The sequence below is a fragment of the Mycolicibacterium boenickei genome (assembly GCF_010731295.1).
In the GTDB taxonomy this organism is placed as follows: Bacteria; Actinomycetota; Actinomycetes; order Mycobacteriales; family Mycobacteriaceae; genus Mycobacterium; species Mycobacterium boenickei.
In genome coordinates this window covers 5,748,199-5,773,610 of sequence record NZ_AP022579.1, presented here as the reverse complement: position 1 = coordinate 5,773,610, position 25,412 = coordinate 5,748,199, and the positions used below count along the sequence as shown (strand labels likewise).

Annotated in this window: 31 protein-coding genes; 12 read left to right on the top strand and 19 right to left on the bottom strand. The window is 67.7% G+C overall.

All coding sequences use genetic code 11. The features are described from left to right. Positions 1–3: 3 nt before the first annotated feature. Positions 4–807 (bottom strand): class I SAM-dependent methyltransferase, encoded by an 804-nt coding sequence (locus G6N57_RS27640; protein ID WP_097926414.1) that lies wholly within the window; start codon positions 805–807, stop codon positions 4–6. Between the two features lie 110 nt (positions 808–917). On the opposite strand from G6N57_RS27640, the gene G6N57_RS27635 reads away from it, so the two are divergent. Continuing rightward, positions 918–2,063 carry an NDMA-dependent alcohol dehydrogenase gene (locus G6N57_RS27635; protein ID WP_077743533.1) on the top strand — a complete coding sequence of 382 codons (1,146 nt, stop codon included), beginning with the start codon at positions 918–920 and terminating at the stop codon, positions 2,061–2,063. Between the two features lie 87 nt (positions 2,064–2,150). Here the strand turns inward: G6N57_RS27635 and G6N57_RS27630 are convergent, their stop codons facing one another. Next, complete coding sequence (locus G6N57_RS27630) at positions 2,151–2,999, bottom strand: SDR family oxidoreductase (RefSeq protein ID WP_097926413.1); 849 nt, start codon at positions 2,997–2,999, stop codon at positions 2,151–2,153. 93 nt (positions 3,000–3,092) lie between these two features. Between G6N57_RS27630 and mymT the strand changes: the two genes are divergently transcribed. Next, positions 3,093–3,242 carry a copper-binding metallothionein MymT gene (mymT, locus tag G6N57_RS27625; RefSeq protein WP_077743535.1) on the top strand — a complete coding sequence of 50 codons (150 nt, stop codon included), beginning with the start codon at positions 3,093–3,095 and terminating at the stop codon, positions 3,240–3,242. Between the two features lies 1 nt (position 3,243). Here the strand turns inward: mymT and G6N57_RS27620 are convergent, their stop codons facing one another. From G6N57_RS27620 to ybaK, 6 genes are all read right to left on the bottom strand, one after another. After that, complete coding sequence (locus tag G6N57_RS27620) at positions 3,244–3,786, bottom strand: M15 family metallopeptidase (RefSeq protein WP_407665997.1); 543 nt, start codon at positions 3,784–3,786, stop codon at positions 3,244–3,246. Positions 3,787–3,808: 22 nt separating this feature from the next. After that, on the bottom strand, positions 3,809–4,729 hold the full coding sequence (locus G6N57_RS27615; RefSeq protein ID WP_077743536.1) for a LysR family transcriptional regulator: 921 nt from the start codon (positions 4,727–4,729) through the stop codon (positions 3,809–3,811). Positions 4,730–4,787: 58 nt separating this feature from the next. Next, a complete protein-coding gene (locus G6N57_RS27610) occupies positions 4,788–7,187 on the bottom strand; it encodes a CaiB/BaiF CoA-transferase family protein (protein ID WP_077743537.1) in 2,400 nt (799 codons plus the stop codon). Positions 7,188–7,192: 5 nt separating this feature from the next. Then, positions 7,193–8,389, bottom strand: a complete 1,197-nt coding sequence (locus G6N57_RS27605; RefSeq protein ID WP_077743538.1) for an acyl-CoA dehydrogenase family protein — start codon at positions 8,387–8,389, stop codon at positions 7,193–7,195. A 2-nt stretch (positions 8,390–8,391) separates the two neighbouring features. Then, entirely contained in the window at positions 8,392–9,504 is a 1,113-nt protein-coding gene (locus G6N57_RS27600) for an acyl-CoA dehydrogenase family protein (protein WP_077743539.1), read from the bottom strand. Positions 9,505–9,628: 124 nt separating this feature from the next. Further along, positions 9,629–10,120 carry a Cys-tRNA(Pro) deacylase gene (gene ybaK / locus G6N57_RS27595; protein WP_065460313.1) on the bottom strand — a complete coding sequence of 164 codons (492 nt, stop codon included), beginning with the start codon at positions 10,118–10,120 and terminating at the stop codon, positions 9,629–9,631. Between the two features lie 213 nt (positions 10,121–10,333). On the opposite strand from ybaK, the gene G6N57_RS27590 reads away from it, so the two are divergent. Both G6N57_RS27590 and rsrA read left to right on the top strand, forming a co-directional pair. Further along, complete coding sequence (locus G6N57_RS27590; RefSeq protein ID WP_036440078.1) at positions 10,334–10,978, top strand: sigma-70 family RNA polymerase sigma factor; 645 nt, start codon at positions 10,334–10,336, stop codon at positions 10,976–10,978. Next, a complete protein-coding gene (gene rsrA / locus G6N57_RS27585; RefSeq protein WP_077743541.1) occupies positions 10,975–11,280 on the top strand; it encodes a mycothiol system anti-sigma-R factor in 306 nt (101 codons plus the stop codon). The genes G6N57_RS27590 and rsrA overlap by 4 nt, the downstream gene beginning before the upstream one ends. 82 nt (positions 11,281–11,362) lie before the next feature. On the opposite strand, the gene G6N57_RS32335 is transcribed toward rsrA, so the two are convergent. After that, on the bottom strand, positions 11,363–11,455 hold the full coding sequence (locus tag G6N57_RS32335; RefSeq protein WP_003882799.1) for a 50S ribosomal protein bL37: 93 nt from the start codon (positions 11,453–11,455) through the stop codon (positions 11,363–11,365). Positions 11,456–11,592: 137 nt separating this feature from the next. Here G6N57_RS32335 and G6N57_RS27580 point away from each other — a divergent pair, with 137 nt between their 5' ends. After that, complete coding sequence (locus G6N57_RS27580) at positions 11,593–11,808, top strand: biotin/lipoyl-binding carrier protein (RefSeq protein ID WP_077743593.1); 216 nt, start codon at positions 11,593–11,595, stop codon at positions 11,806–11,808. A 46-nt stretch (positions 11,809–11,854) separates the two neighbouring features. Next, positions 11,855–13,354, top strand: coding sequence for a two-component system sensor histidine kinase PdtaS (locus tag G6N57_RS27575; protein WP_077743542.1), 1,500 nt, complete (start codon positions 11,855–11,857; stop codon positions 13,352–13,354). A 186-nt stretch (positions 13,355–13,540) separates the two neighbouring features. On the opposite strand, the gene whiB1 is transcribed toward G6N57_RS27575, so the two are convergent. The 3 genes from whiB1 to G6N57_RS27560 form a co-directional block, all read right to left on the bottom strand. Beyond that, positions 13,541–13,795, bottom strand: coding sequence for a transcriptional regulator WhiB1 (gene whiB1 / locus G6N57_RS27570; protein WP_036440068.1), 255 nt, complete (start codon positions 13,793–13,795; stop codon positions 13,541–13,543). Positions 13,796–14,053: 258 nt separating this feature from the next. After that, positions 14,054–15,016, bottom strand: a complete 963-nt coding sequence (locus G6N57_RS27565) for a diacylglycerol/lipid kinase family protein (RefSeq protein WP_077743543.1) — start codon at positions 15,014–15,016, stop codon at positions 14,054–14,056. A 35-nt stretch (positions 15,017–15,051) separates the two neighbouring features. Next, the gene (locus G6N57_RS27560; RefSeq protein ID WP_077743544.1) at positions 15,052–15,468 is read right to left on the bottom strand and encodes a YchJ family protein; all 417 of its coding nucleotides are present in this window, start codon (positions 15,466–15,468) and stop codon (positions 15,052–15,054) included. Positions 15,469–15,561: 93 nt separating this feature from the next. Between G6N57_RS27560 and aroQ the strand changes: the two genes are divergently transcribed. Next, positions 15,562–16,002, top strand: coding sequence for a type II 3-dehydroquinate dehydratase (gene aroQ, locus G6N57_RS27555; protein WP_077743594.1), 441 nt, complete (start codon positions 15,562–15,564; stop codon positions 16,000–16,002). After that, entirely contained in the window at positions 15,999–16,376 is a 378-nt protein-coding gene (locus tag G6N57_RS27550; RefSeq protein ID WP_162564022.1) for a hypothetical protein, read from the top strand. Before aroQ ends, G6N57_RS27550 begins: the two co-directional genes overlap by 4 nt. Here the strand turns inward: G6N57_RS27550 and G6N57_RS27545 are convergent. Genes G6N57_RS27545 through G6N57_RS27535 form a run of 3 tightly spaced genes read right to left on the bottom strand, consistent with a single transcriptional unit; the run spans position 16,373 to position 18,551 of the window. Beyond that, entirely contained in the window at positions 16,373–16,861 is a 489-nt protein-coding gene (locus G6N57_RS27545; RefSeq protein WP_077743545.1) for a GNAT family N-acetyltransferase, read from the bottom strand. The genes G6N57_RS27550 and G6N57_RS27545 overlap by 4 nt on opposite strands. Then, positions 16,858–17,943, bottom strand: coding sequence for an isochorismate synthase (locus G6N57_RS27540; RefSeq protein WP_077743546.1), 1,086 nt, complete (start codon positions 17,941–17,943; stop codon positions 16,858–16,860). The genes G6N57_RS27545 and G6N57_RS27540 overlap by 4 nt, the downstream gene beginning before the upstream one ends. Then, a complete protein-coding gene (locus G6N57_RS27535; protein WP_077743547.1) occupies positions 17,940–18,551 on the bottom strand; it encodes an acid phosphatase in 612 nt (203 codons plus the stop codon). The genes G6N57_RS27540 and G6N57_RS27535 overlap by 4 nt, the downstream gene beginning before the upstream one ends. Positions 18,552–18,579: 28 nt before the next feature. Between G6N57_RS27535 and G6N57_RS27530 the strand changes: the two genes are divergently transcribed. Beyond that, a complete protein-coding gene (locus G6N57_RS27530; RefSeq protein WP_174814526.1) occupies positions 18,580–19,407 on the top strand; it encodes a ParA family protein in 828 nt (275 codons plus the stop codon). On the opposite strand, the gene G6N57_RS27525 is transcribed toward G6N57_RS27530, so the two are convergent. Next, complete coding sequence (locus G6N57_RS27525) at positions 19,404–19,580, bottom strand: hypothetical protein (protein ID WP_162564023.1); 177 nt, start codon at positions 19,578–19,580, stop codon at positions 19,404–19,406. The two genes, G6N57_RS27530 and G6N57_RS27525, sit on opposite strands and share 4 nt — an antisense overlap. Before the next feature lie 47 nt (positions 19,581–19,627). On the opposite strand from G6N57_RS27525, the gene G6N57_RS27520 reads away from it, so the two are divergent. Next, positions 19,628–20,329 carry a PP2C family protein-serine/threonine phosphatase gene (locus G6N57_RS27520; protein ID WP_077743549.1) on the top strand — a complete coding sequence of 234 codons (702 nt, stop codon included), beginning with the start codon at positions 19,628–19,630 and terminating at the stop codon, positions 20,327–20,329. A 10-nt stretch (positions 20,330–20,339) separates the two neighbouring features. Here G6N57_RS27520 and G6N57_RS27515 read toward each other — a convergent pair whose 3' ends face one another. Together G6N57_RS27515 and G6N57_RS27510 are read right to left on the bottom strand one after the other, a co-directional pair. After that, positions 20,340–21,578 (bottom strand): Rv3212 family protein, encoded by a 1,239-nt coding sequence (locus G6N57_RS27515; protein ID WP_077743550.1) that lies wholly within the window; start codon positions 21,576–21,578, stop codon positions 20,340–20,342. Positions 21,579–21,603: 25 nt separating this feature from the next. Beyond that, positions 21,604–23,103: a DEAD/DEAH box helicase gene (locus tag G6N57_RS27510; protein ID WP_097926409.1), complete on the bottom strand. Its 1,500-nt coding sequence runs from the start codon at positions 23,101–23,103 to the stop codon at positions 21,604–21,606. Between the two features lie 294 nt (positions 23,104–23,397). On the opposite strand from G6N57_RS27510, the gene G6N57_RS27505 reads away from it, so the two are divergent. Beyond that, positions 23,398–24,096 (top strand): ferritin-like fold-containing protein, encoded by a 699-nt coding sequence (locus G6N57_RS27505; RefSeq protein WP_077743551.1) that lies wholly within the window; start codon positions 23,398–23,400, stop codon positions 24,094–24,096. Between the two features lie 52 nt (positions 24,097–24,148). Here the strand turns inward: G6N57_RS27505 and G6N57_RS27500 are convergent, their stop codons facing one another. Then, a complete protein-coding gene (locus G6N57_RS27500; protein WP_077743552.1) occupies positions 24,149–24,940 on the bottom strand; it encodes an MmpS family transport accessory protein in 792 nt (263 codons plus the stop codon). A gap of 232 nt (positions 24,941–25,172) precedes the next feature. On the opposite strand from G6N57_RS27500, the gene G6N57_RS27495 reads away from it, so the two are divergent. Next, positions 25,173–25,412, top strand: coding sequence for a DUF3107 domain-containing protein (locus G6N57_RS27495; RefSeq protein WP_077743553.1), 240 nt, complete (start codon positions 25,173–25,175; stop codon positions 25,410–25,412).

The window sequence follows — 25,412 nt, the reverse complement described above, 5'->3', positions numbered from 1 at the left end:
GTTTCATGCCCTGCGGTGGGCCGTCACCACTGCGTAGGGCGCCTCGAAGGAAACCCGGCCCTCGTCGTCGGCCTGCGCACTCAGCGCGGCGGTGAACGCATCGAGCAGACGATCGCGGGTCGTCTCGTCCACCCGGCCGAGCAGGTCGACATGCATCGGTGACTCGTCGGCGATGAAGCGCAACGCGGTCTCGACGGAGTCGAATTGCCAGGTATGCGAACCGGTTTCGAAGAGAACGTCGTCGAACCCGGCGGCCAGCCGGGACTGCACGATGTCGAGGTCGCCCCACTGATCGGGCGAATAGACCGAGGCCGGCGGTTGGCCCAGGGTTTCGACGATCGGGGTGAAGAACGGGCTGCCCGCGTCGTCGCGGACCCAGGTGGAGAACGCGAACACCCCGCCGGGGGTGAGCAGCCGGGCGACCTCGGCAACCAGGCTGGTGGGCTCGACGAAGATGATGCCCATGTTCGACACCACGGTGCCGAACGCGCCGTCGGGCAGGCCGGTATTGGCGGCGTCGGCGACCACCCAGTGCACCGCGTCGGCTCCCGGCCGCTCGGCGGCGATGGCGACCAGTTCGGCGGTGAGATCCACACCGGTGACCTTTGCGCCGGCCTCGGCCGCGGCCAATGCCGCGCTGCCGGTGCCGCAGGCCAGGTCGACCAGCGCGGAGTCACGCACGGGGCGCAACCGGTCGGCCGCGGTGACCACCTCACCGGCGATCACGGCGATGCGTTCGGCGACGGCCTGGTAGCGGCCGGCGGCCCAGTTGGTGGGCCTAGGTTCAGAGATCTGCGGGTCAGGCATGCAGATGAGCCTAGATGGGGTATGCGGATACGCTGTCGCTCCCCGTGGCGCGGGCAGATGCTCGGAACATGACCGAATTGCCTGCTAAGCCGCTGAAGTGCCGGGGCGCAGTGCTGCGCGGGGTCGGGATGGACTGGGAGATCGAAGAGATCACGCTCGACCCGCCGCGAACCGGTGAAGTCCTCGTGAGGATGGCCGTGGCAGGGATCTGCCACACCGACGACCACTTCACGACCGGCGACATGGTGCCGACGCCCGACCTGGTGGCCATGTACGAGGCGGTGGGCGTGCCCCCGCCTGATTTCTTCCCGATGCTCGGTGGGCATGAAGGCGCAGGCATAGTCGAGGCCGTCGGTCCCGGCGTGCGGTCGGTGCAGCCCGGTGACCACGTGGGTCTGTCGTTCATCGCCGCGTGCGGTATCTGCCGCTGGTGCGTCTCGGGCAGGACATACCTTTGCGACAACGGGGCCTTGATGCTGGCCAAAGAGATGGTCACCGACAACACGGTGCGGCGTCACATCGGCGACGAGGGCCTGATGGCCATGACCCAACTCGGTACGTTCGCCGAATACGCCGTTCTGGCTGAGGAATCGGTGATCAAGCTCGACGAGTCGATTCCCTTTGAGGCCGCGTCGCTGGTCTCGTGCGGCGTGACGACGGGTTGGGGGTCAGGGACCGTCGGCGTCGGCACGCAACCGGGCGACACTGTCGTCGTGGTCGGCACGGGCGGGGTGGGGGTCAACGCGGTCCAGGGTGCCCGCGCTGTCGGCGCCAACCTGGTGATCGCCGTGGATCCCGTTGATTTCAAACGGGATACGGCGAAGTTCTTCGGGGCGACGGATACCTGTCCGTCTCTCGAAGCAGCGATACCTCTGGTACGGGAACTGACGCGTGGCCTGATGGCCGATCGGGTGGTGCTCACGCCGAGCGTGGTCACCCCGGAGATGCTGACCCCGGCCTTGATGTTGACGGCCAAGGGCGGTACCTGTCTGATGACCGGTGTCCCCAAGTTCGAGTTCAGCATGGTGCCGATGCTGCTCGTCGACATGTTGCAGAACTGCAAGACGTTCAAGGGGTTGATCTACGGCGGCATGAACCCCCGGGAGAGCATGCCCATGCTGCTGGACATGTACCGCAACGGCCACCTCAAACTCGACGAGCTGGTGACGCGGCGGTATCGGCTCGATCAGATCAACGACGCCATGATCGACATGCGGGAGGGGCGCAATATCCGGGGCATCATCGAATACACGTAGCGCACGCTCGACGAGCGTCGAGCGTGCGCTGAGTGTCGGCATTCGGCGGCGTGTCGGGCAGCAGACGCGCACGCTCGCGGTGCTCCGCTACTGCTGGACGTATCCCGGCGGGTTCGGGGTGTCCACCCACAGGTCCACTCCGAGGTCCGATCCGGGCACACAGTCGTACACCGACAGGTCGGTGACGCCGTTCGCGAGCAGCACGTCCTCGCACAGCAGGCTCTGGCCGGTGTACTCCCGCGCGGGCTTGTTGAAGATCGTGTATGCCGCATCGGCGTAGACGTCGGGTTTGCGGGCGCGGCCCATGGCCTCGTCGCCGCCGAGCAGGTTCTGCACCGCGGCGGTGGCCACCAGGGTGCGCGGCCACAGCGTGTTGGACGCGATGCCCGCCTCGCGCATCTCCTCGGCAATGCCCAACGCGCACAACGTCATCCCGAACTTGGCCATCATGTAGGCGGTCGGCTTGAGCCATTCGGACTCCAGCCGGATCGGCGGGGACAGGGTGAGGATGTGCGGGTTCTCGCGGCCCTTCATGTGCGGGATGCAGGCCTGAGACACGGCGTAGGTGCCGCGGATCTGGATGCCGTTCATCAGGTCGAAGCGCTTGAGCGGTACTTCCTCGATCGAGCCGAGGTTGATGGCCGAGGCGTTGTTGACGCACAGGTCGATGCCGCCGAACTGCTCGACGGCCTTGGCCACCGCGGCGGAAACCGAGTCACCGTCGCGGACGTCACCGACGATCGGCAGGGCCTGCCCGCCGGCCTCCTCGATCTCCTTGGCGGCCGTGTAGATCGTGCCCTCGAGCTTGGGGTGCGGTTCGGCGGTCTTGGCCACCAGCGCGATGTTGGCGCCGTCGGCGGCGGCTTTCTTGGCGATCGCCAGGCCGATACCCCGGCTGGCGCCGGAGATGAACATGGTCTTCCCGGACAGAGTCATAGGGACACGATATGCCGACCGGGATGGATTGAATTGCCCGGTTCAGGGCTATGCGAGGGGGACGATGGATTTGCCGACCAATTGGAGGAAGACATGAGCGTCGTTCCTGCCGGGACCGTGCTGACCTGTGCGCACGAGGGTTGTGGGTGCCGGATCCGCGTCGAGTCCGAATGCCATTGCGAAGGTCCCGAAACCAGCTACAAGTGCACCTGCGGCGCCGACATGGTGCCGGTCACCGAGTAGGTCAGCCTGCGGCGTTGGGCTGTAGCGGGGGGCAGTTGCCCGCCGGGTCGGCGACGAGCTCGAAATGCCACAGCTCGTTGGCATAGATCTGGCACAACCCGAACCGCGCGCCGTTGGCGATCAGCCAGTGATCGGCCTGCGGACCCCCGATATCGACCGCCTCACCGGTGACGTGGCGGGACGCCGTCGGCGTCTGCACATACTGGCGTGCCGCGGCGAGGCTGCCGTAGCTCTGCACTGCCTGATCGAGCAGCGACTGCTGGAAATCGGCCGACCGCCACCCCGAGTTGATCGTCATGGTGACGCCTTCGGCGGTGGCGGCATTCGCGGCGTTCTGGACTGCGGCCAGCAGCCGCGGATCCAGCCGGCCGACCGCCGGATTCTGCACGTCAAAGGGGGTCAGGACCTGCCCGTCGGACAACGAGCCGTCGCCCTGGGTCATCGGGACGGTGTCGTCGACCAGACGGATCTGTGGTGCGGGTGCAGCCGTGCCGAGCAGGGCCGCCATTGCGGCGACGCTCGAGGCGACAGTTGCACCCACCATCATCGGCATCACTGTGCACACACTACTGCGCCTGATCGCGGGTCAGTGCCGGCGCGAGTTCAGCCACCAACTCCTCGATCTCTGCCGGGTTCTTGAGCCGGTCGGGCACCCAGGCCAATGCGATCCGCGCCGGTGCCCAGGTGCTCTCGTCGATGGGTACCAGCGTGAACTCCGGTGGAGAGAAGATCTTGCCGATCAATGATTCGGGCGCATATGGCACCACCGCGACGAGATGACGGTTGAACACCTGGGCAGCCATCTCCAGTTCGCCGCCGAACTGGTTGGTGGTGCGAACGATGCGGGTCACCCCGCGGGCGTTGAGCGCACGGGTCAGGCCGGCCAGCATGACGGGGTTGGGCCGGGCGAAGTCGATCACTACGTCGCGATCGCGCAGTTCCTCGATCGACACCTGCTCCTTGGCTGCCAGTGGATCGTCGAAACGCACCGCCACCGCACCCTGGAAGGAGGCCACCACGCGGTATTGCAGCCGTTTGTCGGAAGTGGGCAGATGGATGAGCCCGAGGTCGAGGTGGCCGGACACCAGCTTGGCCGTCACCTCGGCGGCCGACCCGGGGACGCTGAATTCGGTCGGCACGGCCAGGCCGGCGACGGCGGTCTGCACCTGCGCCACGAAATCTGATGGCGCATAAGCGGTTGCGCCCACCCGGATGGGTGCGGCTCCCTCGGTGAGCCGGACCGCGGTGGCCTTCAGATCATCGACCTGGCGCAGGATCTCGCGGGCCGGACCGAGCAGCTTGGTGCCCAGCGGCGTCAGGCGGACCTCGTGGTAGTTGCGCTCGAACAGCTGCCCGCCGAGCTCCTTCTCCAGCAGCTTGATCTGCTTGCTGAGCGGCGGCGGCGTGATCATCAGCCGGTCGGCGGCCCGCTTGAAGTGCAGCTCCTCGGCGACCGCCACGAAGTACCTGAGTCTGGTGAAGTCCATGCGGTCATTTCCGGCGATTCGAGGGTGAGGTGACCCACGAATGGTACGAGATGGCCCCTCAGCGTCCCGCGAGCTGCGAGCTCTGCGGCACCTCGAGCACCCCCACGGCGATCAGCTCATCGATCTCGGCGTCGTCCAGGCCGAGCAGCTCGGCGGCGATCTCCCGGGTCTGCTCGCCGAGCAGCGGCGCCTGCAGCAGTGGGGGATCGGCGATGCGATCCGAATGGATCTGCACGTTCTCCATCGTGAACGGCTCATCGGCATGCGGGTGCAGTTCCTCGCGGAACGCGCGACGCTGCACGTAGTAGTCCCACTCGGCGACCTCGGCAGCGTGCAGGGCGGCACCGGCCGGAACACCGGCCGCCTGCAGCAGGTCCATCGCCTCGGTCGCGGGGCGCTGTCTTGTCCAGGCTCGCACGGCCTCGTCGACGCGGCCGCGGTGGGCGTCGCGTCCGGCGCGGGTCGTCAGCTGCTCGTCGGCCCTCAGATCCGGACGTTCGATCACCTCGCACAGCGCGCCCCAGTCGGCGTCGTCGCGCACGGTCACGGCCAGCCACCGGTCCTCTCCGGCGGCCGGGAACAGGCCCCACGGCGCGTCGTGGATCGGGTGGGGCGAGGGTTCGTGCCCGCGCCGCACCAGGACGTCGGCAGCGATCTCGGCGGCCAGGTGGCTGAGCATGACCTCCGATTGCGCGACGCTGACCGAACCGCCGGCGTCCGTGCGTTCCCGGCGCAGCAGCAGGGCCAGCGCACCGAGCGCGCCGATCCGGGCCGCCACGTGATCGGGGTAGACGGTGACGGTGTCGCAGAAGGACTCCGGTTCACCCGGGTACACCCACAGGTCCGTGAACCCCGCGGCCGCCCGCACCAGCGGGCCGTAACCCATCCGCTTCGCCCACGGCCCGGTGGGCCCGAACGCCGAACTGTCGACCACCACGATGCCCGGATTCACCTTTCGCAAGGTTCGGTGGTCCATGCCCAGCGTCTCGGCCACGCCCGGTTTGAAATTGGTCAACACGACGTCGGACAGGGTCACCAGCCGGTGGGCCAATGCCCGACCTTCCGCCGTCCGCAGATCGATGCCGATCGAGCGCTTGTTTCGGTGGCCGGCGGCGTAGGTCTGCGACATCGAGGTCAGGTTGCCGCGCAGCCCGTCCGGGAACGCCGAGTTCTCGATCTTGATGACGTCGGCGCCGAGATCGCCGAAGAGTCGTCCGGTGTCGGATCCGACGACGATCACTCCGAGGTCCAGCACGCGCACCCCCTCCAGCGGCAGGCCCTCATTGCGGCGGGAGCGGGCGGAGAGCCGCGGGGCGACCTCGATGCGAGCGGCCGTCGCAGGTTCGGAGACGTTGAGCGCGTTGGCCCGGTGCCCGTCGATCTCGACGACACCTGCCGGCACGGGCGCCGATATTCCGGGGGCCAGGTCGATCTCGTGAAAATACCCGCGGTCCCTGACCTGTGCGGTGCCGAGGGTTTCGGCCAGGGTGAGTACCGCTGCGGTCGGCACCCCGTGCCGCTGGCCGGCGTCCTCCAGTTCGGCGCGGGTCTGCCCGGCGCAGAACTGCCCGATCGCGGCCATCAACTCCGGCGAACTGAACCGCACTCGCAGCCGGTCGAACGACGGATCGGCGAACTGCCCGGGCCGGCCCATCCACTCGAACATGCCGTGCCACTGGCGTTTTGCCAGCAGGCAGATCCGTACGTGACCGTCCTTGCACGCGATGATGGGGTACCGCAGCCGCTCGGCGTTCCAGTCGCGTCGTTGCGCGCTCAGGGCGACGCCGGCCGAGGCCGTCCCCGCTGTCCCGTACGGCGGGTCGAGCGTCTGCATGGCCCCGTCGAGGATCGAGAAATCGATGAGATCGCCGGTGCCGGTGCGCAATCGGTCCAGGTACACGCTCACGGTCATCACCGCTGCCTGCGCCGCCGCCACGTGATAGGGCAGTTGTGCGGCGGGCGGTACCAACGGCTCCCGTCCCGGGATGCCCGAGCGGGACAGCTCACTGGTCAGCGCGTGCAGTACCGGTGTGGTGGCCTGCCAGTCGCGGTAGCTGGTGTCGCGGCCGAAATCGCTGATGGACAGGACCACCAGGCCGGGGCGCTCGCTGAGGATGTCGCGTACCGACAGGGCTCTTTCGGCATCCGAACCGGGGCGGGTGTCCTCGATCAGGATGTCGGCACGGGAAAGCAGCTGGCCCCAGCGACGTTGATCGGCGGGGGTCGACGGATCAAGGACGACCGTGTCCAGGCCGTGCCGGTTGATCCCGATCGCCACCGAGTCGGCGTCGACTCCGGCGCTCGCGGCGGGTTGTTCGGTGACGCCGTGCAGGTGCACCTGGGTCACCGCGGCACCGAGGTCGGCCAGCAGGCGTCCCACCGCCGTCATCGGGCCGCGCGACAGGTCGAGGATGCGAACCCCGGCCAGTGGTGGGTCGTAGTAGTCCGGGTCGGCCATCGGGGTCAGCTCCGGCGGGCCTGGCGGAACGGGATGTCGCGATCGACCTCGGGCTCTTTGGCCAGGCCGAGCACCCGCTCGCCGATGATGTTGCGCTGGATCTGGTCGGTGCCGCCGCCGATCGACGTGAAGAACGCGTTGAGCGTCAGGAAGTTGATGTCGTCGGCCTCGGGATTGTCGGGCCCGGCCAAAAGTGCTTCCGCGCCGATGATCTCGGTCTTGAGCCGTGCCTCCGCATGGAGGATGTTCGACATCGCCAGCTTGCCCAGAGACATGATCGAGCTTGACGTTCCTTGTGTCGCAGCAGCTTTGGCGCGGGCATTGTTGAGCGAGTTGAGTTCCCGCAAGGCGAGCACATCGGCCAGCTCCTTGCGCACCGCCGGGTCGTCGAGGCGGCCGTGGTCACGGGCCAGGCCGATGAGGTCGTCGGCGCGGGTGCGGTTGCGTGAGCCGCGACCGCCGTCCCCCATGATCGACCGCTCGTAGGCCAGTGCCGTCTGCAGCACCCGCCACCCGTTGCCCTCGCCGCCAAGGAGGTACGCGTCGGACACCCGCGCGTCGGTGATGAACACCTCGTTGAAATGCGATTCGCCGGTGATCTGCACCAGCGGGCGGACGTCGATGCCGGGCTGACGCATCGGAATCATGAAGAAGCTCAAACCTTTGTGCTTGGGCACGTCCCAGTCTGTGCGGGCGATCAACAGGGCGTATTCGGCCGTGGTCGCGCCCGACGTCCACACCTTCTGGCCGTTGACCACCCACTCGTCACCGTCGCGGACCGCGGTGGTGCGCACGGCGGCCAGATCGGAGCCGGCGCCCGGCTCGCTGTAGAGCAGGCAGGTGCGGATCCGTTCGGTCAGGAAGTCCCGCACCAGATCGTGCTTGAGTTTGTCGGAGCCGAATTTCAGCGCGGTGTTGGCCGGAATGCTGTATTTGTCCTGGCGCGCACCAGGGGCCTTGACTGCTCGGAACTCCCGCTCGATGACCGCGGCAAGTTCATTCGGGTATTCGCGGCCGAACCACTCGGTGGGGTAGGTCGGTACCGCGTAGCCCGCGTCCAGCACCTTCTGCAGCCAGGCCACCCGCTCCGGTGAGCTGACCCACGGATCGGTCGATTTGGGCAGGCCGGACCAGTTCTGGGCGAGCCAGTCGCGCACTTCGGTCTGCAGCTGATCGGCGTCGGGCAGGTCGTTGGCTGTCATCTTCAGGCGCCTTTCGCCGAGAGGTAGCGCTCGCGGTGCAGCCCCGAGCCGCCGAGCAGTTGCAGGCCGGTGCGGGCCCGGCGTAGGTACAGGTGTGCCGGGTGTTCCCAGGTGAACGCGATACCGCCGTGCATCTGGATCGCCGACATGGCGGTCGTGTGGTAAGCCTCCGCGCACGCGAAGCCGGCCAGAGCGATTGCACCACTGCTTTTTTCGCTGCCGGAGGCCAGTTCGGCGGCGGCGTGCTGGGCGGCCGACGTGGCCGATTCGACCTGTACCAGCAGATCGGCGGCCATGTGCTTGAGGGCCTGGAAGCTGCCGATCGGCCTGCCGAACTGGATCCGGGTCTTGAGGTAGTCCACGGTGATGTCGAAGATCCGCCGGGCCCCGCCGACCTGTTCGCCGGCCAGGGCGACCAGCGCGAGGTCGAGGGCGTGCTGCACGGCGTCCCACCCGGCGGCGCCGACGCGGCGGGCGGGAGTGGCGTCGAACGTGTAGGTCGACAGGGGGACGGTCGGGTCGAAAACCGTTGCGGCCGCGCGCTCGAAGCCGTCGGCATCGGGCGCGACCTGGAAGATGCCGAAGTCTCCGTTGGTGCGGGCGACGACCAGGATCACGTCGGCCACCTGACCGTGCATCACGTAATGCGCGTTGCCGGTAAGGGTGTAATCGGCGCCCTGCGGATCCGTTTCGGTGGCGCGCACCGCCACGCCCTCCGGCGCCCAGGTCCCCCGGGAACCGGTCACCGCGACGGTTCCCACCGAGGTCCCGTCGACCAGGGCAGGCAGCAGTCGCCGCTTGTCGTCGTCGGTGCCTGCCGCACCGATCAACGCGGATGCCAGCACCGCACTGGACAGAAACGGTGCGGGCAGCAGCGCGGCCCCGGTCGCTTCGGCGACGGCCTCGAGCTCCAGCGCGCCGAGGCCGACGCCGCCGTACTCGCTGTCGACCAGCAGACCGGTGACCCCTTGGGCGGCGAGCTTGCGCCACAACTCGCGGTCGAACCCGTCATCGGTCCCGATCACCCGGCGCACGTCCGGTTCGGAGCATTCGTCGTGCAGCAGTTCGGACACCGCGGCGGCCAGTTCCGCCCGCTCGGCCACGCTGATCGTCATGTGCGCCCGCCTTCCTCGTCGGGTCCATGCAATCTGGCACGAGCCGTGGTGTAAATCACGGATTCGCACACCGCTACGTTTCCGATTGCGACATGCCGCGGCATGCCCGCCTCGGCCGCCGGTTTCAGGCGGTGACGGCGATCTCGGCGGTCACCGCGCCGGTTGCCCGGATCAGATCGGCGGGGGCCAGCGCGACGTCCAGCCCACGCTTGCCCGCGCTGCAGAGCACTTTGTCGAACGCGAGCGCCGAGGCGTCGACGACGGTGGGCAGCGGCTTGCGTTGTCCCAGCGGGGAAATCCCGCCCACCACGTAGCCGCTGGAGCGTTGCGCGGCGGCCGGGTCGGCCATCTCGGCCTTGGGCACTCCCAGCGCCGCCGCCGCGGCCTTGAGGGACAGCTTGGCCGGCACTGGTACGACCGCGACCGCCAGGCCCTTGGGCAATGCGATCACCAGGGTCTTGAACACCTGCTCGGCGACGATGCCGTCGGCCGCCAACTGGGCTACTGCCTCGTCGCCGAACGACTCGTTACGAGGGTCGTGCTGGTAGGCGACCACCTCGTGGTCGATGCCTGCGGCCACCAGAGCCGCGATCGCGGGGGTTGCTGCGCGTGCCATTCGGGACACGGTAGCCGGGCACGCCGGGAACACAGCGGCCACTACATGCTGTTATTGCTCTCGACACCTGCTCAGCGCTACCTGTCGGTAGCACGCTCTAGGATCTGAAGGAGGATTCTGGTGCCAACCGTATGCCTGGAACGGCCGCCGGATACCCAGAGGTATTCCGGACCCCTTGGTGGCGCCGTGACAGAAGGGAAGGTGTTTCCCACGATGACTGACGTCGAGCAGGCCGAGCCTGACACGCCGCAGCCTGCCGAAACAGATGCCGAGCTGACCGCCCGGTTCGAACGCGATGCCATCCCGCTGCTGGACCAGCTGTACGGCGGCGCGCTGCGGATGACCCGCAACCCCGCCGACGCCGAGGACCTGTTGCAGGAAACCATGGTCAAGGCCTACGCCGGCTTCCGGTCATTCCGCGAGGGCACCAACCTCAAGGCGTGGCTGTACCGCATCCTGACCAACACCTACATCAACAGCTACCGCAAGAAGCAGCGGCAACCGGCCGAATACCCGACCGACGAGATCACCGACTGGCAGCTGGCGTCCAATGCCGAGCACTCGTCGACCGGTCTGCGATCGGCCGAGGTCGAGGCCCTGGAGGCGCTGCCGGACACCGAGATCAAGGCGGCGCTGCAGGCGTTGCCCGAGGAATTCCGGATGGCGGTGTACTACGCCGACGTCGAGGGTTTCCCCTACAAGGAGATCGCCGAGATCATGGATACTCCCATCGGGACGGTGATGTCTCGGCTGCACCGCGGGCGCAAGCAACTGCGCGACCTGCTGGCCGATGTGGCCAGGGATCGCGGTTTCATCCGAGGTCAGCAGCTTGGTGAGCCGGAGGAGGTCTCGTCATGAGTGACAAGCACGATGAGGACGAGCGCTGGACCCCGCCGGTCGGGCCCGTCGACCCCGAGCATCCTGACTGCGCCGCGGTGATCGCCGAGGTATGGACATTGCTCGACGGCGAGTGCACGGCCGAAAGCCGTGACAAGCTCAAGCACCACCTCGAAGAATGCCCGGCCTGCCTGCGTCACTACGGGGTCGAGGAGCGCGTCAAGAAGCTCATCGCCGCCAAGTGCAGCGGGGAGAAGGCACCGGAAGGCCTGCGGGAGCGGCTGCGCATCCAGATCAGCCAGACCACCATCATCCGGGGCTGACCTGGCGGTTTGCCCTTGTCGGCCCAACGACAAACCGCCCGATCTCCGAAGGGAGTCGGGCGGTCACAGTCTGCCGAAGCGGCTAGCGCACTGACTTCGAACCGGCGTTGGGGCGCTTGCCGTGGTTCGCCTTCGAGTGCTTGCGGTCCCGCTTCTTGCGGCCACGCTTGGCCATGATGATCCTCCAGATGGTCTAAGAGCTTGCTCCCTAGTGTCTCATGCCCTGGGGGCAGCGCTGTCCACCCGGGGTTGTGGTTCGATATAGGCCGCACAAGTAGTCGGGTTAAGCAGCCGTAGTGAAGTGGGGTGAAGATGGCCGAGGACGTTCGCGCCGAAATCGTGGCCAGTGTGCTGGAGGTCGTGGTTCACGAGGGCGATCAGATCGGTGCGGGGGACACCCTGGTGCTGCTCGAGTCGATGAAGATGGAGATCCCGGTCCTCGCCGAGATCGCGGGCACTGTGACCAAGGTCAACGTCGCCGAGGGCGATGTCATCCAGGCCGGCGATCTCATCGCGGTGATCGACTGACGTTCGGGACTCTGAGGTTCCTCGCGTGCGCGGAGGACGGTGACTGATGTCCACCCTCGGTGACCTGCTCGCCGAGCACACCGTGCTGCCCGGCAGCGCGGTGGACCACCTGCATGCGGTGGTCGGGGAGTGGCAGCTGCTGGCCGACCTGTCGTTCGCCGACTATCTGATGTGGGTGCGGCGCGACGACGGCGTGCTGGTGTGCGTCGCACAGGTGCGTCCCAATACCGCCCCGACCGTGCTGCTGGCCGATTCGGTCGGCACGCTGGCGGCCGCCGCGGACCTGCCGGTCGTCACCACGGCCTTCGAGTCCGGTGCGATCGGGCGGGGAAACGGTGGTACCCAACGACATTCGCCGGACCTACCCGGCCTGAACGTGGAAGCGGTACCGGTGCGGCACCGCGATCACGTGGTCGCGGTGCTGACTCACCAGACCGCGCTGGCCGCCCGCCGGATGGCCAGCCCGCTGGAGGGGGCCTACCTGGACTGTGCGAGCGATCTGCTGCACATGCTGTCCGAGGGCACCTTCCCCAACGTCGGTGATCTGGCCATGTCACGTTCCAGCCCGCGGGTGGGTGACGGGTTCATCCGCCTCGACGAGGTCGGGGACGTGGTGTTCGCCAGCCCCAACGCCATCTCGGCCTATCACCGCATGGGCCTGACCTCCGAGCTCGACGGGCACAACCTGGTCACCGTCACGCGTCCGTTGATCTCCGACCCGTTCGAGGCCCAGGAACTGGCCAACCACGTGCGCGACTCGCTGGCGGGCGGCTCCAGCATGCGGATGGAGGTCGACGCCGGTGGCGCGGCGGTGCTGTTGCGGACCCTGCCGCTGGTCGTGCACGGTGCCGCGGTCGGCGCTGCCGTTCTGATCCGCGACGTCACCGAGGTGAAACGACGTGACCGGGCGTTGCTCAGCAAGGACGCCACCATCCGGGAGATCCACCACCGGGTGAAGAACAACCTGCAGACCGTGGCGGCCCTGTTGCGGCTGCAGGCGCGCCGCACCAACAATCTGGAGGCCCGCGAGGCACTGATCGAATCGGTGCGGCGGGTGTCGTCGATCGCGTTGGTGCACGACGCGTTGTCGATGTCGGTCGACGAGGAAGTCAACCTCGACGAGGTGATCGACCGGATCCTGCCGATCATGAACGATGTCGCCTCGGTGGACACCCCGATCCGGATCAACCGGGACGGTGCCCTTGGCGTGCTCGACGCCGACCGTGCGACGGCGTTGATCATGGTGATCACCGAACTGGTGCAGAACGCCATCGAGCACGCCTTCGACGCGAATACGTCCCAGGGGTGCGTGACCATCAAGGCCGAGCGGTCGGCCCGCTGGCTCGACGTCGTGGTGCACGACGACGGCCGTGGAGTGCCCGACGGGTTCAGCCTGGAGAAGTCCGACCGGTTGGGCCTGCAGATCGTCCGCACGCTGGTGACCGCGGAACTGGACGGCTCGCTGGGCATGCACGACGTCGACTCGGGTGGCACCGACGTGGTGCTGCGCGTGCCGATCGGCCGGCGCAGCCGCGGGATCCAGTGAGCGCGGCCTGCGGGGTTCGCAGCACACTCACAGTGGTACGTCAGTACCAGTGAAGCAATTCCTCAGCTGCGTCAAAAACGAAATGTGACGACAATTACTCAATTTGCTATCGATAATTGCCGCAAAAATAAGCTATGGCCCCGACATTCGTCGGGGCCATAGCTTGCGTCGAGGTCTGAGTCGAGATCAGACGACGGTGCGGGCCTTGGTACGGGCGTTGCGACGCTTGAGCGCACGGCGCTCGTCCTCGCTCATCCCGCCCCACACGCCGGCGTCCTGGCCGGAGTCCAAGGCCCAGGTGAGGCACTCAGTGGTGACGGGGCAACGGTTGCAGACCAGCTTCGCGTCGGCGATCTGGGCAAGCGCCGGGCCACTGTTTCCCACGGGGAAGAACAGCTCCGGATCTTCGTCGCGACAGACGGCCTTGTGGCGCCAATCCATAAGATCAAACTCCTCGTTAGACATGTCATGCGTGCGCGGCGAAGCGCACTAGATTTTCTTCGGCTGTTAACGCGTGCACACGAATGTTTCTGCACTGTTGCATTGATGCTTTCACAGGCTGAACAGATGTCAATAGCATTGAGTTAACACGTGGGCAAAGTCACTGGGTGGGGCGGTGACCGGAGCCCTCACTCCTGTGTACTACACTCAGGAACCAGCTGCGCCCTAATTCCACCTTAAGCGGTGTGTTTGCGCAGGTCAATCACTTTTATTCGTCGGCGCGACGACGCTCAGTGCCTCGGGAACCGACGTGAACGTCATGGTTTCGCGCGCGCCGATGTAATCTCCGTCAATCTGGCAGGCGACAGGCGTGTTACTCGTCACGGTGACCGTTGACACGTTGTCGTCACGGATCAGGTGCTTGGCGGCGAGGCGCGGGTTGCGGGCCACCATCTGCCGGACGAGTCGCAGATTCGCCCACACGTTCATGCTCGTGGTGGCGAACACGCCCAGACCGGTGTCGAACGTGGTGTCGGGGTTCGTCCACACCGGGCGGCTGTTGGCGTAGGTCCACGGACTGGAGTTCGACACGAACGCGAAGTGCACCCCGTCGACGGGTTCGGCCCCCGGCAGATGCAGCGTCAGATTCGGTTCCTTGCGGGCGGTGGCCAGGAACTCGCGCACCGCCACCCGGATGTAGCGCGATGCGGTGACCTTGCGGCCCTTGGCGCGCTGGGCCTCCACGGCCGCCACCACGTCACCGTCCACGCCCATCCCCGCGGTGAACACGCCCCAGCGCTCGCCGCAGTCCATCAGGCCGATGCGGCGCCACGGGCGTCCCATCCGATAGCCGCCGAGCAGGTCGACGAGCTGGTTGGTGGCCTCGATGGGGTCCGGGCTGATGCCCAGCGCCCGGGCGAAGACGTTGGCCGACCCTCCCGGGACGACGGCCACCGCGGGGGCCAGGGCGGGATCGGGGCGGGTGCCACAGTCGCCGAGCACGCCGTTGACCACCTCGTTGACCGTGCCGTCGCCGCCGTGCACGATCAGCACGTCCACCCCGTCCCTGGCGGCGTCGCGGGCGATCTCGATCGCGTGACCACGGTGGTTGGTGTGTTCCACGGTCAGCGTCACCCGGCTTTCCAGCGCATGGGCGAGCAGGTCACGACCCGCAGGGGTGGTCGAGGTGGCGTTCGGGTTGACGATCAGCACGGCACGCACGGGGCATGAGCCTAACGGGGCAATGTGTCCCGCCGTTATTCGTAGAGCTCCCCGTCGAGGTAGCGCCACTGGCCATTCACCCGCTCGAAACGGCTTCGTTCATGAAGGATGTGCCGGCTGCCGTCCTGGACGTACTGGGCACGGAACTCCACCACGCCGGTGGCGTCGTCCTCGCCGCCCGCGTCGGTGTCGACGATCTGCAACCGCCGCCAGGTGATGGTCTCGTCGAGGGTCAGGTCGGCGGGTCGGGTGTCGGGATGCCACGAGGTCAGCAGGTAGGCGACATCACCCACGGCGAACGCGCTGAACCGCGAGCGCATCAACGCGATGGCAGTGGGCGCTCGCCGGGCGCCCGTGTGCAGCGGCTCGCAGCAGTCGGGGTAGTCGCGGCCGGTACCGCACGGGCAGAGGTGGACGCTCGACACGCGGTCAAGTATCCCCACCCCCGGCATTCGCCGAAATCGACGTGAGGGTTGTGAATTTTGCCCAGCCACAACCCTCGCGTCGATCTCGACGTCGTGAATCAGGCCGGTACCGTACTGGAGGTGACCGAACGCCGATTGTTGCTCGTCAACGGACCGAATCTCAACATGCTGGGCACCCGGCAGCCCGAGATCTACGGCTCCACCACGCTGGCTCAGATCGAGCAGCGGGTGGCCGAGTTGGCTGCGGAGTCCGGCTTCGAGGTCCGCGCGGTGCAGAGCAATCACGAGGGCGTGCTCGTCGACGCCATCCAGGCGGCGCGCGTCGACTGCACGGGCATCATCATCAATCCCGCGGCCTACAGCCACACCTCGGTGGCGATTCGCGACGCGCTGAGCGCCGCCGAACTGCCTGTGGTCGAGGTGCACCTGAGCAACATCCACACCAGGGAACCGTTCCGGCACCACTCGTATGTGTCGGCCGTCGCGGAGGTGGTGATCGCCGGAGCGGGACCGGCCGGATACGAGTACGCGGTGCGCTATTTCGCGGAGCGGCAGTCGTGATCCAGCCTCCTTCGATCCGGTATGCAGGTTTCATCACCGCCGCCGAAGGGATCGCCGCGCTGATCATGGCGGTCGTGCTACTGGTGCGCGCGGTCGCCGGAGCCGATCAGCACATCGTCAGCGGCTACGGCACCGCGATCTGGTTCGTGCTGATCGGTGGCGGGGTACTGGCCGGCGGTTGGGCGCTGATCACCGCTCGGCGGTGGGGCCGGGGGATCGCGGTGCTGACCAACCTGCTGCTACTACCCGTGGCCTGGTACGTGATCACCTCGCACCACGTCGTGTACGGCGTCCTGGTCGGATTGCTCGCCCTGGTGACGCTGGGTCTGCTGTTCAGCCCGTCCTCGGTGGACTGGATTACCCGGCGAGACTAATCGCGGCGCTCGGCGGCCAGCGCCGAGAGTTCGGGACCCGATACCCGGTAGGTGGTCCACTCGGTCTGGGGCTTGCCGCCGACGGCGTCGTACAGCGCGATGGCGTTGACGTTCCAGTTCAGTACCGCCCACGTCATCCGGGTGTAACCCTGCTCGACGCATTCACCGGCCAACGTGGACAACAGCTTCCGGGCCAGCCCGCGCCGCCGGAACGCCGGACGCACGTAGAGGTCCTCCAGATACAGTCCGGCCACGCCGTCCCAGGTGGAGAAGTTCAGGAACCACACCGCGGTTGCGGCGATCTGCCCGTCGACCTCGACCATGTGTGCATACGCCACTGGACGGTCTCCGAAAAGCGCTGTGTGCATCTGCTTTTCGGTCACGGTGCACTCATCTGAGGCGCGTTCGAACTCGGCCAATTCGCGAATCATCGCGGTGATCTCGACCTCGTCGCCCGGCCGTGCCCGGCGGATCAGCTCGCTCATGTCGCCCCTAGTCCCGTCAGGATGGTCCTGAATTTCGTGGTGGTCTCGTCTACTTCGTCGTCTGGATCGGACTCGGCGACAATACCGCCGCCCGCACTGGCCAGTGCCGTATATCGGTCCGCGGACAACACGGCGCACCGGATCGAGACCACCCAGCGTCCGTCGCCGTGACTGTCGCACCAGCCGACGGCGCCCGCGTAGAACCCGCGATCACCCTCCAGTTCGGAGATCAGTGCCGCGGCGCGATCTGTCGGTACTCCGCCGACCGCCGGTGTGGGATGCAGCGCCAACGCCAGATCAATTGCCGTGGTTTGCTTTTCGCGTAGCCGTCCGATGACCGGGGTGCTCAGGTGCCACAGCGCGTCGGTGCCGTGCAGCTCGGGCTCGTCGGCGATCTGCAGATCCACACACAATGGGTCCAACGCCTGGCGCATCACGTCGACCACGAGCTGATGCTCATGACGGTTCTTCGCCGAGGCCGCCAGCGCGGCCGCGTTGGCCGCATCGATCTGCGGATCGGTCGATCGGGGGGCAGAGCCGGCGAACGGCTGACAGATCACCCGCTCACCCTCGCGCGCCACCAGCAATTCGGGGCTCGCGCCAACGAGCACGGTGCCGGCGTTGGCTTCTCCCGCCGCGGACAGGTCCGCCAGATAGACGGTGGCGGCCGGGTCGGCGTCGGCCAGCCTGCGCAGCACGCCGCGCACGTCCCACGGAGAATCTGCGGTCAGCCGCAGCGCGCGGGCCAGGACCACCTTGTCGATCGGGACCTGTGGGTCGCGCAGACGCCGGATCGCCTCGGCCACCCGGCCGCGGTGCACCGGGCCCGGGGGCAGGGTTTCGCGATCGAGCACCGCGGGGGGCGGAGTCGGGCGCCAATCGGGCAGGGCGTCGGTGAACTGAACCGTTTCGGGTTCGTACAGGGCTGCGGGTGCTGCCAGATCGAAGGGCAAGGCGCCCAGCACAATTGGTGTTCCCGAGCGCAATGCGTCCTGGGCGTCGGCGATGTCGGGGAACCCGGCGCGCACCCCCTCGGCCAGCACTGCACCGGTCGGACCGGCCAGCACGAATGAGGGATTCACAGCGACAGACACGGGTTGGGATGACCGGTCAGGCCGAGCGCGGTGATCTGACGCACGCCGTGCTCGAAACCGCACACCGCAAGCGAAGCGGGCACCATCGACACCCGGATGCCTTCGGACACCGGCAGTTCCGTCCAGCGGGTCAACATCGCGCGGGAAAAATGCCCGTGTCCGACGAACACCACATCCCGGGCGGGCACATGTTCCAGCGCCAACGCCACGGCCCGGTCCGCCCGGGCGCTGACCGCTGCCACGGTCTCCCCGCCCGGACAACCGTGCGTCCACACCAGCCAATCCGGCACGGTCTGGCGGATCTGCGGTGTGGTCAGCCCCTCGTAGTCGCCGTAATCCCACTCGGCCAGCACAGGGTTGACCTCGTCGACGTGCAGGCCGGCCAGCTCCGCGGTGGCCAGCGCGCGGCGCCGCGGGCTGCTGATCACCAGCGGGTCGCTCAACTGCAGTTCGGCAAGGGCGGGGCGGGCCAGCACGGCCTGCTCGCGCCCGGTCTCGGTGAGTTCCAGCTCGGTGCGGCCGGTATGCCTGCCGGTTGCCGACCACTCGGTCTCACCGTGGCGGAGCAGGATCAGGCGGTGCAGGCGGTCGCTCACACCGGCGATTCTGCCCCACGTACCGGCAATGCCGCCGAGAGCGTGCTTGGATGAAGGTGTGACGCGAGTATTAGCGGTCGCCAATCAAAAGGGTGGGGTAGCCAAGACGACGACGGTGGCGTCGCTGGGGGCGGCGATGGCCGAGCAGGGGCGTCGCGTTCTGCTGGTCGATCTGGATCCGCAAGGCTGTCTGACGTTTTCATTGGGCCATGACCCGGACAAGCTACCGGTTTCGGTGCACGAGGTACTGCTGGGCGATGTCGAACCAGGGGCAGCCCTGGTGGACACGGCCGAGGGGATGACGCTGCTGCCGGCCAACATCGACCTGGCGGGCTCCGAGGCCATGCTGTTGATGCGGGCCGGGCGCGAGTACGCGCTCAAGCGGGCCCTGGCCAAGGTCGAATCCGACTTCGATGTGGTGATCATCGACTGTCCGCCGTCGCTGGGTGTGCTGACGCTCAACGGTCTGACGGCCGCGCACGAGGTGATCGTGCCGCTGCAATGCGAGACCCTGGCGCACCGCGGCGTGGGGCAGTTCCTGCGCACCATCTCCGACGTGCAGCAGATCACCAACCCCGATCTCGCGCTGCTGGGCGCGCTGCCGACGCTCTACGATTCGCGCACCACCCACAGCCGCGACGTACTGCTGGACGTCGCCGACCGGTACGAGCTGCCCGTGTTGGCCCCGCCGATCCCGCGCACCGTCCGGTTCGCCGAGGCCAGCGCATCGGGATCCTCGGTGCTGGCCGGCCGGAAGAGCAAGGGCGGCCTGGCCTATCGCGAGCTGGCCCAGGCGTTGCTCAAACACTGGAAGTCCGGCAAGAAGCTTCCGACGTTCACGCCAGAGGTGGTCTAGGCGGCCACCTTGACCTTGACCGCGCCCGCCCAGCTGGTGGTGTCCCAGGGACAGGCCAGGTTGCCCAGGCGTGCGCGGCAGGGTTGCTCGGTGGGGCACGTGTGCCGGTCGCCGAGATCGCCGAGTTCCCATCGGGCCTGCCGGCCAGCAACCGGCGCCTCGGCGAGCGGCATCTTCTCCGGTGGCAGGGGGTCGCCGGAGCGACGAGAGGACGATCTGGATGGCTTCGGTGTTACGGTCCGCGACGGCCACCGATCAGGGGCCGGTGCGGGAGAGCAACCAGGATTCTCTGCTCGCCGACGGCATCCTGTACGCGATTGCCGACGGTTTCGGGCCCGGCGGTGAACACGCCAGCCGGATCGCGGTCGAGGTGCTGGCCGCCGGATTCGCCGCGGCGCCCGACCGCGACGGGCTGGTCGGTGCGGTCCAGAACGCCAATGAGCAGGTCTTCGCGCACGTCAGCGCCTCGGGGACCAGTTCGGGTGCCACGCTGACCGTGGTGGCGATGTTCGGCGACGAGCAGGGTGGCCCCATGGCCATCAACATCGGGGATTCGCCGCTGAACCGGATCCGCGACGGCGTCATGTGTCAGCTCACCGATGATCACAGCGTCTCAGGGGAACTGGTGCGTGCCGGGGAGATCACCCGGGAGGAAGCCCGATTCCATCCGCACCGCCACCTGCTGACCAGGGCCTTGGGCATCGGCCCCGTCATCCGTCCGGATCTGTTCGATCTCGACTGCCGGCCGGGTGACCGGTTGCTGATCAGCAGTGACGGATTGTTCGCCGGCGCCGAGGACGTCGAGATCGTCGCCGCCGCGACGGATGCCGAACCCGAGGTCGCCGCGCAGCGACTGGTTCGGGTGGCCAACGACGCCGGCGGCAGTGACAACACCACCGTCATCGTGATCGACATCGGCTGACATAGGGCTCTCAGGCGGGGCCCAGCGCCACCAGTTCCGTTCCGCGCTGCTCGAGCACGTTGTCTCCGGCCGCCACCGGCACCACCGGCGACACGCTGGGTGTGCGCGGCAGCGTGATGTGGCGCTGCCCGGTACCGGTCTGCGGATCGAAGAGGTCGTAACCGTCGGTGACCGGAACCAGGAGGTGACCGGCCATCACCGTGGCGGGTCCGACAGGCATGTGAGGACCGGACTCGTCCGCGGTGGGTGTCACCGTGAACTTGTACTGCAGGCCCGCGGTCCCGGTGGTGCTGAAGACCAGTACGGAGTCCCCGGTCCACCAGCTGATCACGTCCCCGGAGCGGGTGGTGGTCGCCTGCGGCGCGGCCGGCTTGGGCAGCGGCAGGCTGGCCAGGGTCTTTCCAGTCTCGTCGATGATGTTCACCATCGGCCTCGGGGTGGGCAGGTACACCGCGGTCGTGGTGCCCGACACCGCGACCACCTGGGCCCCGGACTCGTCGGTCACGTCCTGCAGCTCGACGTAACGCACGTCGGGGGTGTCCTCTTCGTCGGCCGGGCGCAGCAGCGTCAGCCGGATGAACTTGCTCTTGGGGCAGGACTCCAGCACCGACACCGCCGAGGAGCTGGCCGCCGCCGACAGCTTGCGGCACACCGGCTGGGCCGGGACGTCGGGCTTGATGCGGGCGTCCAGGGCGCCGTAGGACAGCATCCGGACCATGTCCGAGCGCCACAGCTCCAGGCGACTGTCCCCGGCGGAAAGCACCGTGGAGCCATCGGAGGACAGCCGGACCTCGGGGTCGGCGAAGGCGGTGCGGGCCGGGCCGCGCCTGCCGGTCTTGCCGTCGACGGTGCTGACCTGTCCGCAGCCACGGGCGTCGGGATACACGCCGACCGCGTACTGGTACACCGCCGTCACGCCGCACAGTTCGAGGTCGCGGGCATAGCTCCACAACACCGCGCCGGTCGCCGGGTCGCGTCCCTCGACGGTGGATCCGTCGCCGGTCACCACCGACCCGCCGGCGAGCACGGGTTCGGTGGTCTTCGGGCTTTGCGTGGTCCACAGCTGCTGCAGACCGGCAGGCACCTCACGGGCCGGAGTCAGGTACGGAACCGGTGCGGCGGCGGGCCTGCTGATGGTGGCCCGGGCATCACTGGTCCACCAGATCAGGCCGGCGGCGAGCGCGACGATCGCGACGATTGCCGCCGCGGCAATCATGTCGCCGCGGGTGCGGCGTTCGGGTCTGACCATGGACTGGTCTTCTGGCGTTCGCGGGTCAGCCGGCTGCGGCGGTCTCGGTCTTGCGGGGACGGCGCCGGCGGCGGCGACGGCCGGCGGTCGATGCGTCGCCCGCGGTGTCGTCCGAGTCGGTCACCGGTGCGGCATCGCCGTTGTCCTGTGCGGCAGCCGCGGTGCCCTCGGGATGTCCGTTGGCCGACTGGCCACCGCGGGTACGCCGCCGGGTGCGGGTCCTGGTCTTGGCCGGCCGGTCCTCGTCCGCCGAGGAGATGCGCTTCTCGTCGGGGCTGCGCTTGGCCGCAGGCTTGCGCGGCTCGCCGATCTGGCCGGTGACGTCGGTCGGGATACCCAGCTCTTCGTAGATATGCGGTGAGCTGGAATAGGTTTCGGCGGGATCGGGACAACCCAACTCCAGCGCCTTGTCGATCGTTTCCCAGCGGGCCAGTTCGTCCCAGTCGACCAGGGTGATCGCGACACCGGTCTTGCCGGCGCGGCCGGTGCGTCCGATGCGGTGCACGTAGGCCTGCTCGTCCTCGGGGCACTGGTAGTTGATGACGTGCGTGACGTCGTCGATGTCGATGCCGCGGGCCGCGACGTCGGTGGCGACCAGCACGTCGATCGCCCCGGTGCGGAAGGACTTCAGGGCCTTCTCACGGGCGCCCTGGCCCAGGTCGCCGTGCACGGCGCCGACCTTGAACCCGCGCTCGGCGAGTTCGTCGGACACCTTCTGCGCGGTGCGCTTGGTGCGGGTGAAGATCATCGTGGCGCCGCGGCCTTCGGCCTGCAGGATCCGGCTGACCAGCTCCGACTTGTCCAGGGCGTGGGCCCGGTAGACGAACTGCTCGGTGGTGTCGTGGGTGGCCGCCGAATGCGGGGCCTCGGCCCGGATGTGGGTCGGCTGGTTCATGAACGTGCGGGCCAGCGTGATGATCGGGTCCGGCATGGTGGCCGAGAACAGCATCGACTGCCGGTCGTCGGGGGTCAGCCGCAGGATGCGCTCGATGTCGGGCAGGAAGCCCAGGTCAAGCATCTCGTCGGCCTCGTCGAGCACCAGCACGGACAGTCCGCCGAGCTGCAGGTGTCCCTGCTGGGCCAGGTCGAGCAGCCGGCCCGGGGTGCCGACGACGACGTCGACGCCCTTGCGCAGCGCCTCGATCTGGGGCTCGTACGGACGGCCGCCGTAGATGGAGGTCACGGAGAATTTGCGGTCACCGGTGGTCAGGTACTTGGCCGCGCCGGCGAGGTCGTCGTAGACCTGCAGACACAGTTCGCGGGTGGGCACCACGATCAGGGCCCGGGGAGTGCCGTTGAGCGGGCGGGTCTCGTCGGAGGAGACGCGGTGCAGCAGCGGGATACCGAACGCGTAGGTCTTGCCCATACCGGTGCGGGCCTGACCGATCAGGTCGTCGCCGGCCAGCGCCAGCGGGAGGGTCAGTTCCTGGATGGCAAAGGGGTGCTGTATGCCGTTCTCGCTGAGTGCGCGGACGATCTCGTCGCGGACGCCGAGTTCGGCAAACGTTTTATTTACATGGGTCATGGTGGGTAGAGGTGGCCTTTCACTGTCAAACCTCATGGGCATCCAGCGCACACGGAGTTTGACGGTGAAACGGTCGGGTTCGCCCGGACAAGGTTCGTATCCTCGGCGCTGCCGATCCGTTGGGCCCAGCTCCACAGGGCGGGCCAACTGCGTGCACGCACATTTCCTGGTAGCGGTTCGGCGGCCGAAATTGTCGGCTCGAAGCCGTTACCACAAGCCATTGTAGCTGGTCGCGGGATCTGGGCCGATTTGCCAGCCGATCATGGTCTCCCGGTGGCGTCTAGAGTTGGCCTCATGAATTCGCCTCAGCCTGCCGCGGAACAGATCGCCAAACCGGTCGATTCAGGCGTGTCGGCGGATCATCCGGGCGTCAACGAATTGTTCGCGGTGCTGGCCTACGGCGAGGTCGCCGCGTTCTACCGGTTGACCGAAGAAGCGCGCATGGCGCCGAACCTGCGTGGCCGGATCAACATGGCGAGCATGGCCGCCGCGGAGATGGGCCACTACGAGCTCTTGCGAGATGCGTTGGAGCACAGGGGAGTTGACGTTGTTCCGGCGATGACGAAGTATGCGTCCGCCTTGGAGAACTATCACCGGATGACCACTCCGAGCACGTGGCTGGAGGCGTTGGTCAAGACCTACATCGGCGATGCGCTCGCCGCGGACTTCTACCTGGAGATCGCCGACGCCCTGCCCGAGGCGGTGGCGACGGTGGTGCGTGCGGTGCTGTCCGAAACCGGGCATTCCCAGTTCGTGGTCGCCGAGGTACGGGCCGCGGTGACGGCCAGCGATCGCCAGCGCCACCGGTTGGCGCTGTGGGCGCGTCGTCTGCTCGGGGAGGCCGTCACCCAGGCGCAGTTCGTGCTGGCCGATCACGACGAACTGGTCGACCTGGTGATGTCCAGCGGTGAGGGCCTGACCCAGTTGGCCGAGTTCTTCAGTCGGCTGCAGAACACCCACCAGTCGCGGATGCAGGAACTGGGCCTGGCCTGACTCCAAGGCGGGTCGCCCCGCCAGACCCAGTCGCCCTCGAACGGTTCGGTCGCTACTGCGTGCAGGTGGTGATCATCGTGTTGTTGGCCTGCGCGACCAGCACGGCGCCCGCTGCATCGGTGATCGAGCAGTTGAGCTGGCCGGCGACGCTGGTCGCGGTCACGGACTTGAGCGTGACGCCCGGGTTGAGCACCACGGTCTTGGTCCACGGCAGCGCGACGTTGATGTCGGTCTGCAGGGCGCCCTGCGCGTCGGTGTAGACGATGGTCACCAGGTCGATGAGCTGCCGGTTGCCGGTCACCGTGTAGGTGACGGCGTTCGGGGTCGCGACGCCGGCGGGCGGTTCGACCGCGGCGGGCGGTGCGGGTGCGGGCGTGGCGGTGGCGCTGGGCGTCGGCGTCAGCGTGGTGACGGTCTCCGGCGACAGGGGAGCGGTCGGCGCCGCGCGCGGCGGAACCGGCTTCGACGTGGCGTCCTGGGCGGGCTGCGTGGTCTGCGTCGGCTGTGCCGACGGCGAGGTCAGGGTGGCCGACACGGACCCGCTGTCCCCGCCGCCGAGGATCACCACGGTGCAGATGACTGCGATCAGCAGGATCGCGCCGGCCACGGCGGCCACCCAGATCCAGCGCCGGTCGATGGGGTCTTCGTAGAACGTGACCTCGTCGTCGTAATCGTCGTAATCGGCGTCGTAGTCCGCCTCGGCGTCGGTGGCGTAGCTGCTCTGGCCCGTCGCGTAGTCGGTCCTGTAGTCGGGGGTGTAGCCGGAGTACGTGCCCGGCTCATACGGGCGGTCCCCGAAGCGCTCGGTCGGGGTGGTGTCGTACGGCGAATAGTGCCTGGTCATGCGGCTGCCCCAGTCGTCTCGTCCAATATCGAAACTGATGCTATCGAGGCAGAAGTGACAGATGAGGTTGAGCTCAAGGCGTGTCGGTCACGGTCCGGACTCGGTTAGGTCTCTGCGTTTCGCGCACGGCGTAGCCAAGTCCGCACCCGCTGGCGGCGATGCGGTCCGGTGGTCTACTAGCCTGCTCAGGGAAGTCGACAAACACGACGCGAGAAAGAAAGAAGGGTCCAGCGTGGAGGTCAAAATCGGTGTCACGGACAGCCCGCGCGAGCTGACCTTCAACAGCGCGCAGACACCCACCGAGGTGGAGCAGCAGGTCACCGACGCACTCGCCAAGGATTCGGGTGTGCTGGCGCTGACCGATGAGAAGGGGCGGCGATTCCTGGTGCAGAACAGCCGGATCGCCTATGTAGAGATCGGCGCCGCCGACGTGCGCCGGGTCGGTTTCGGCGTGGGCGCCGAAACCGCTTGA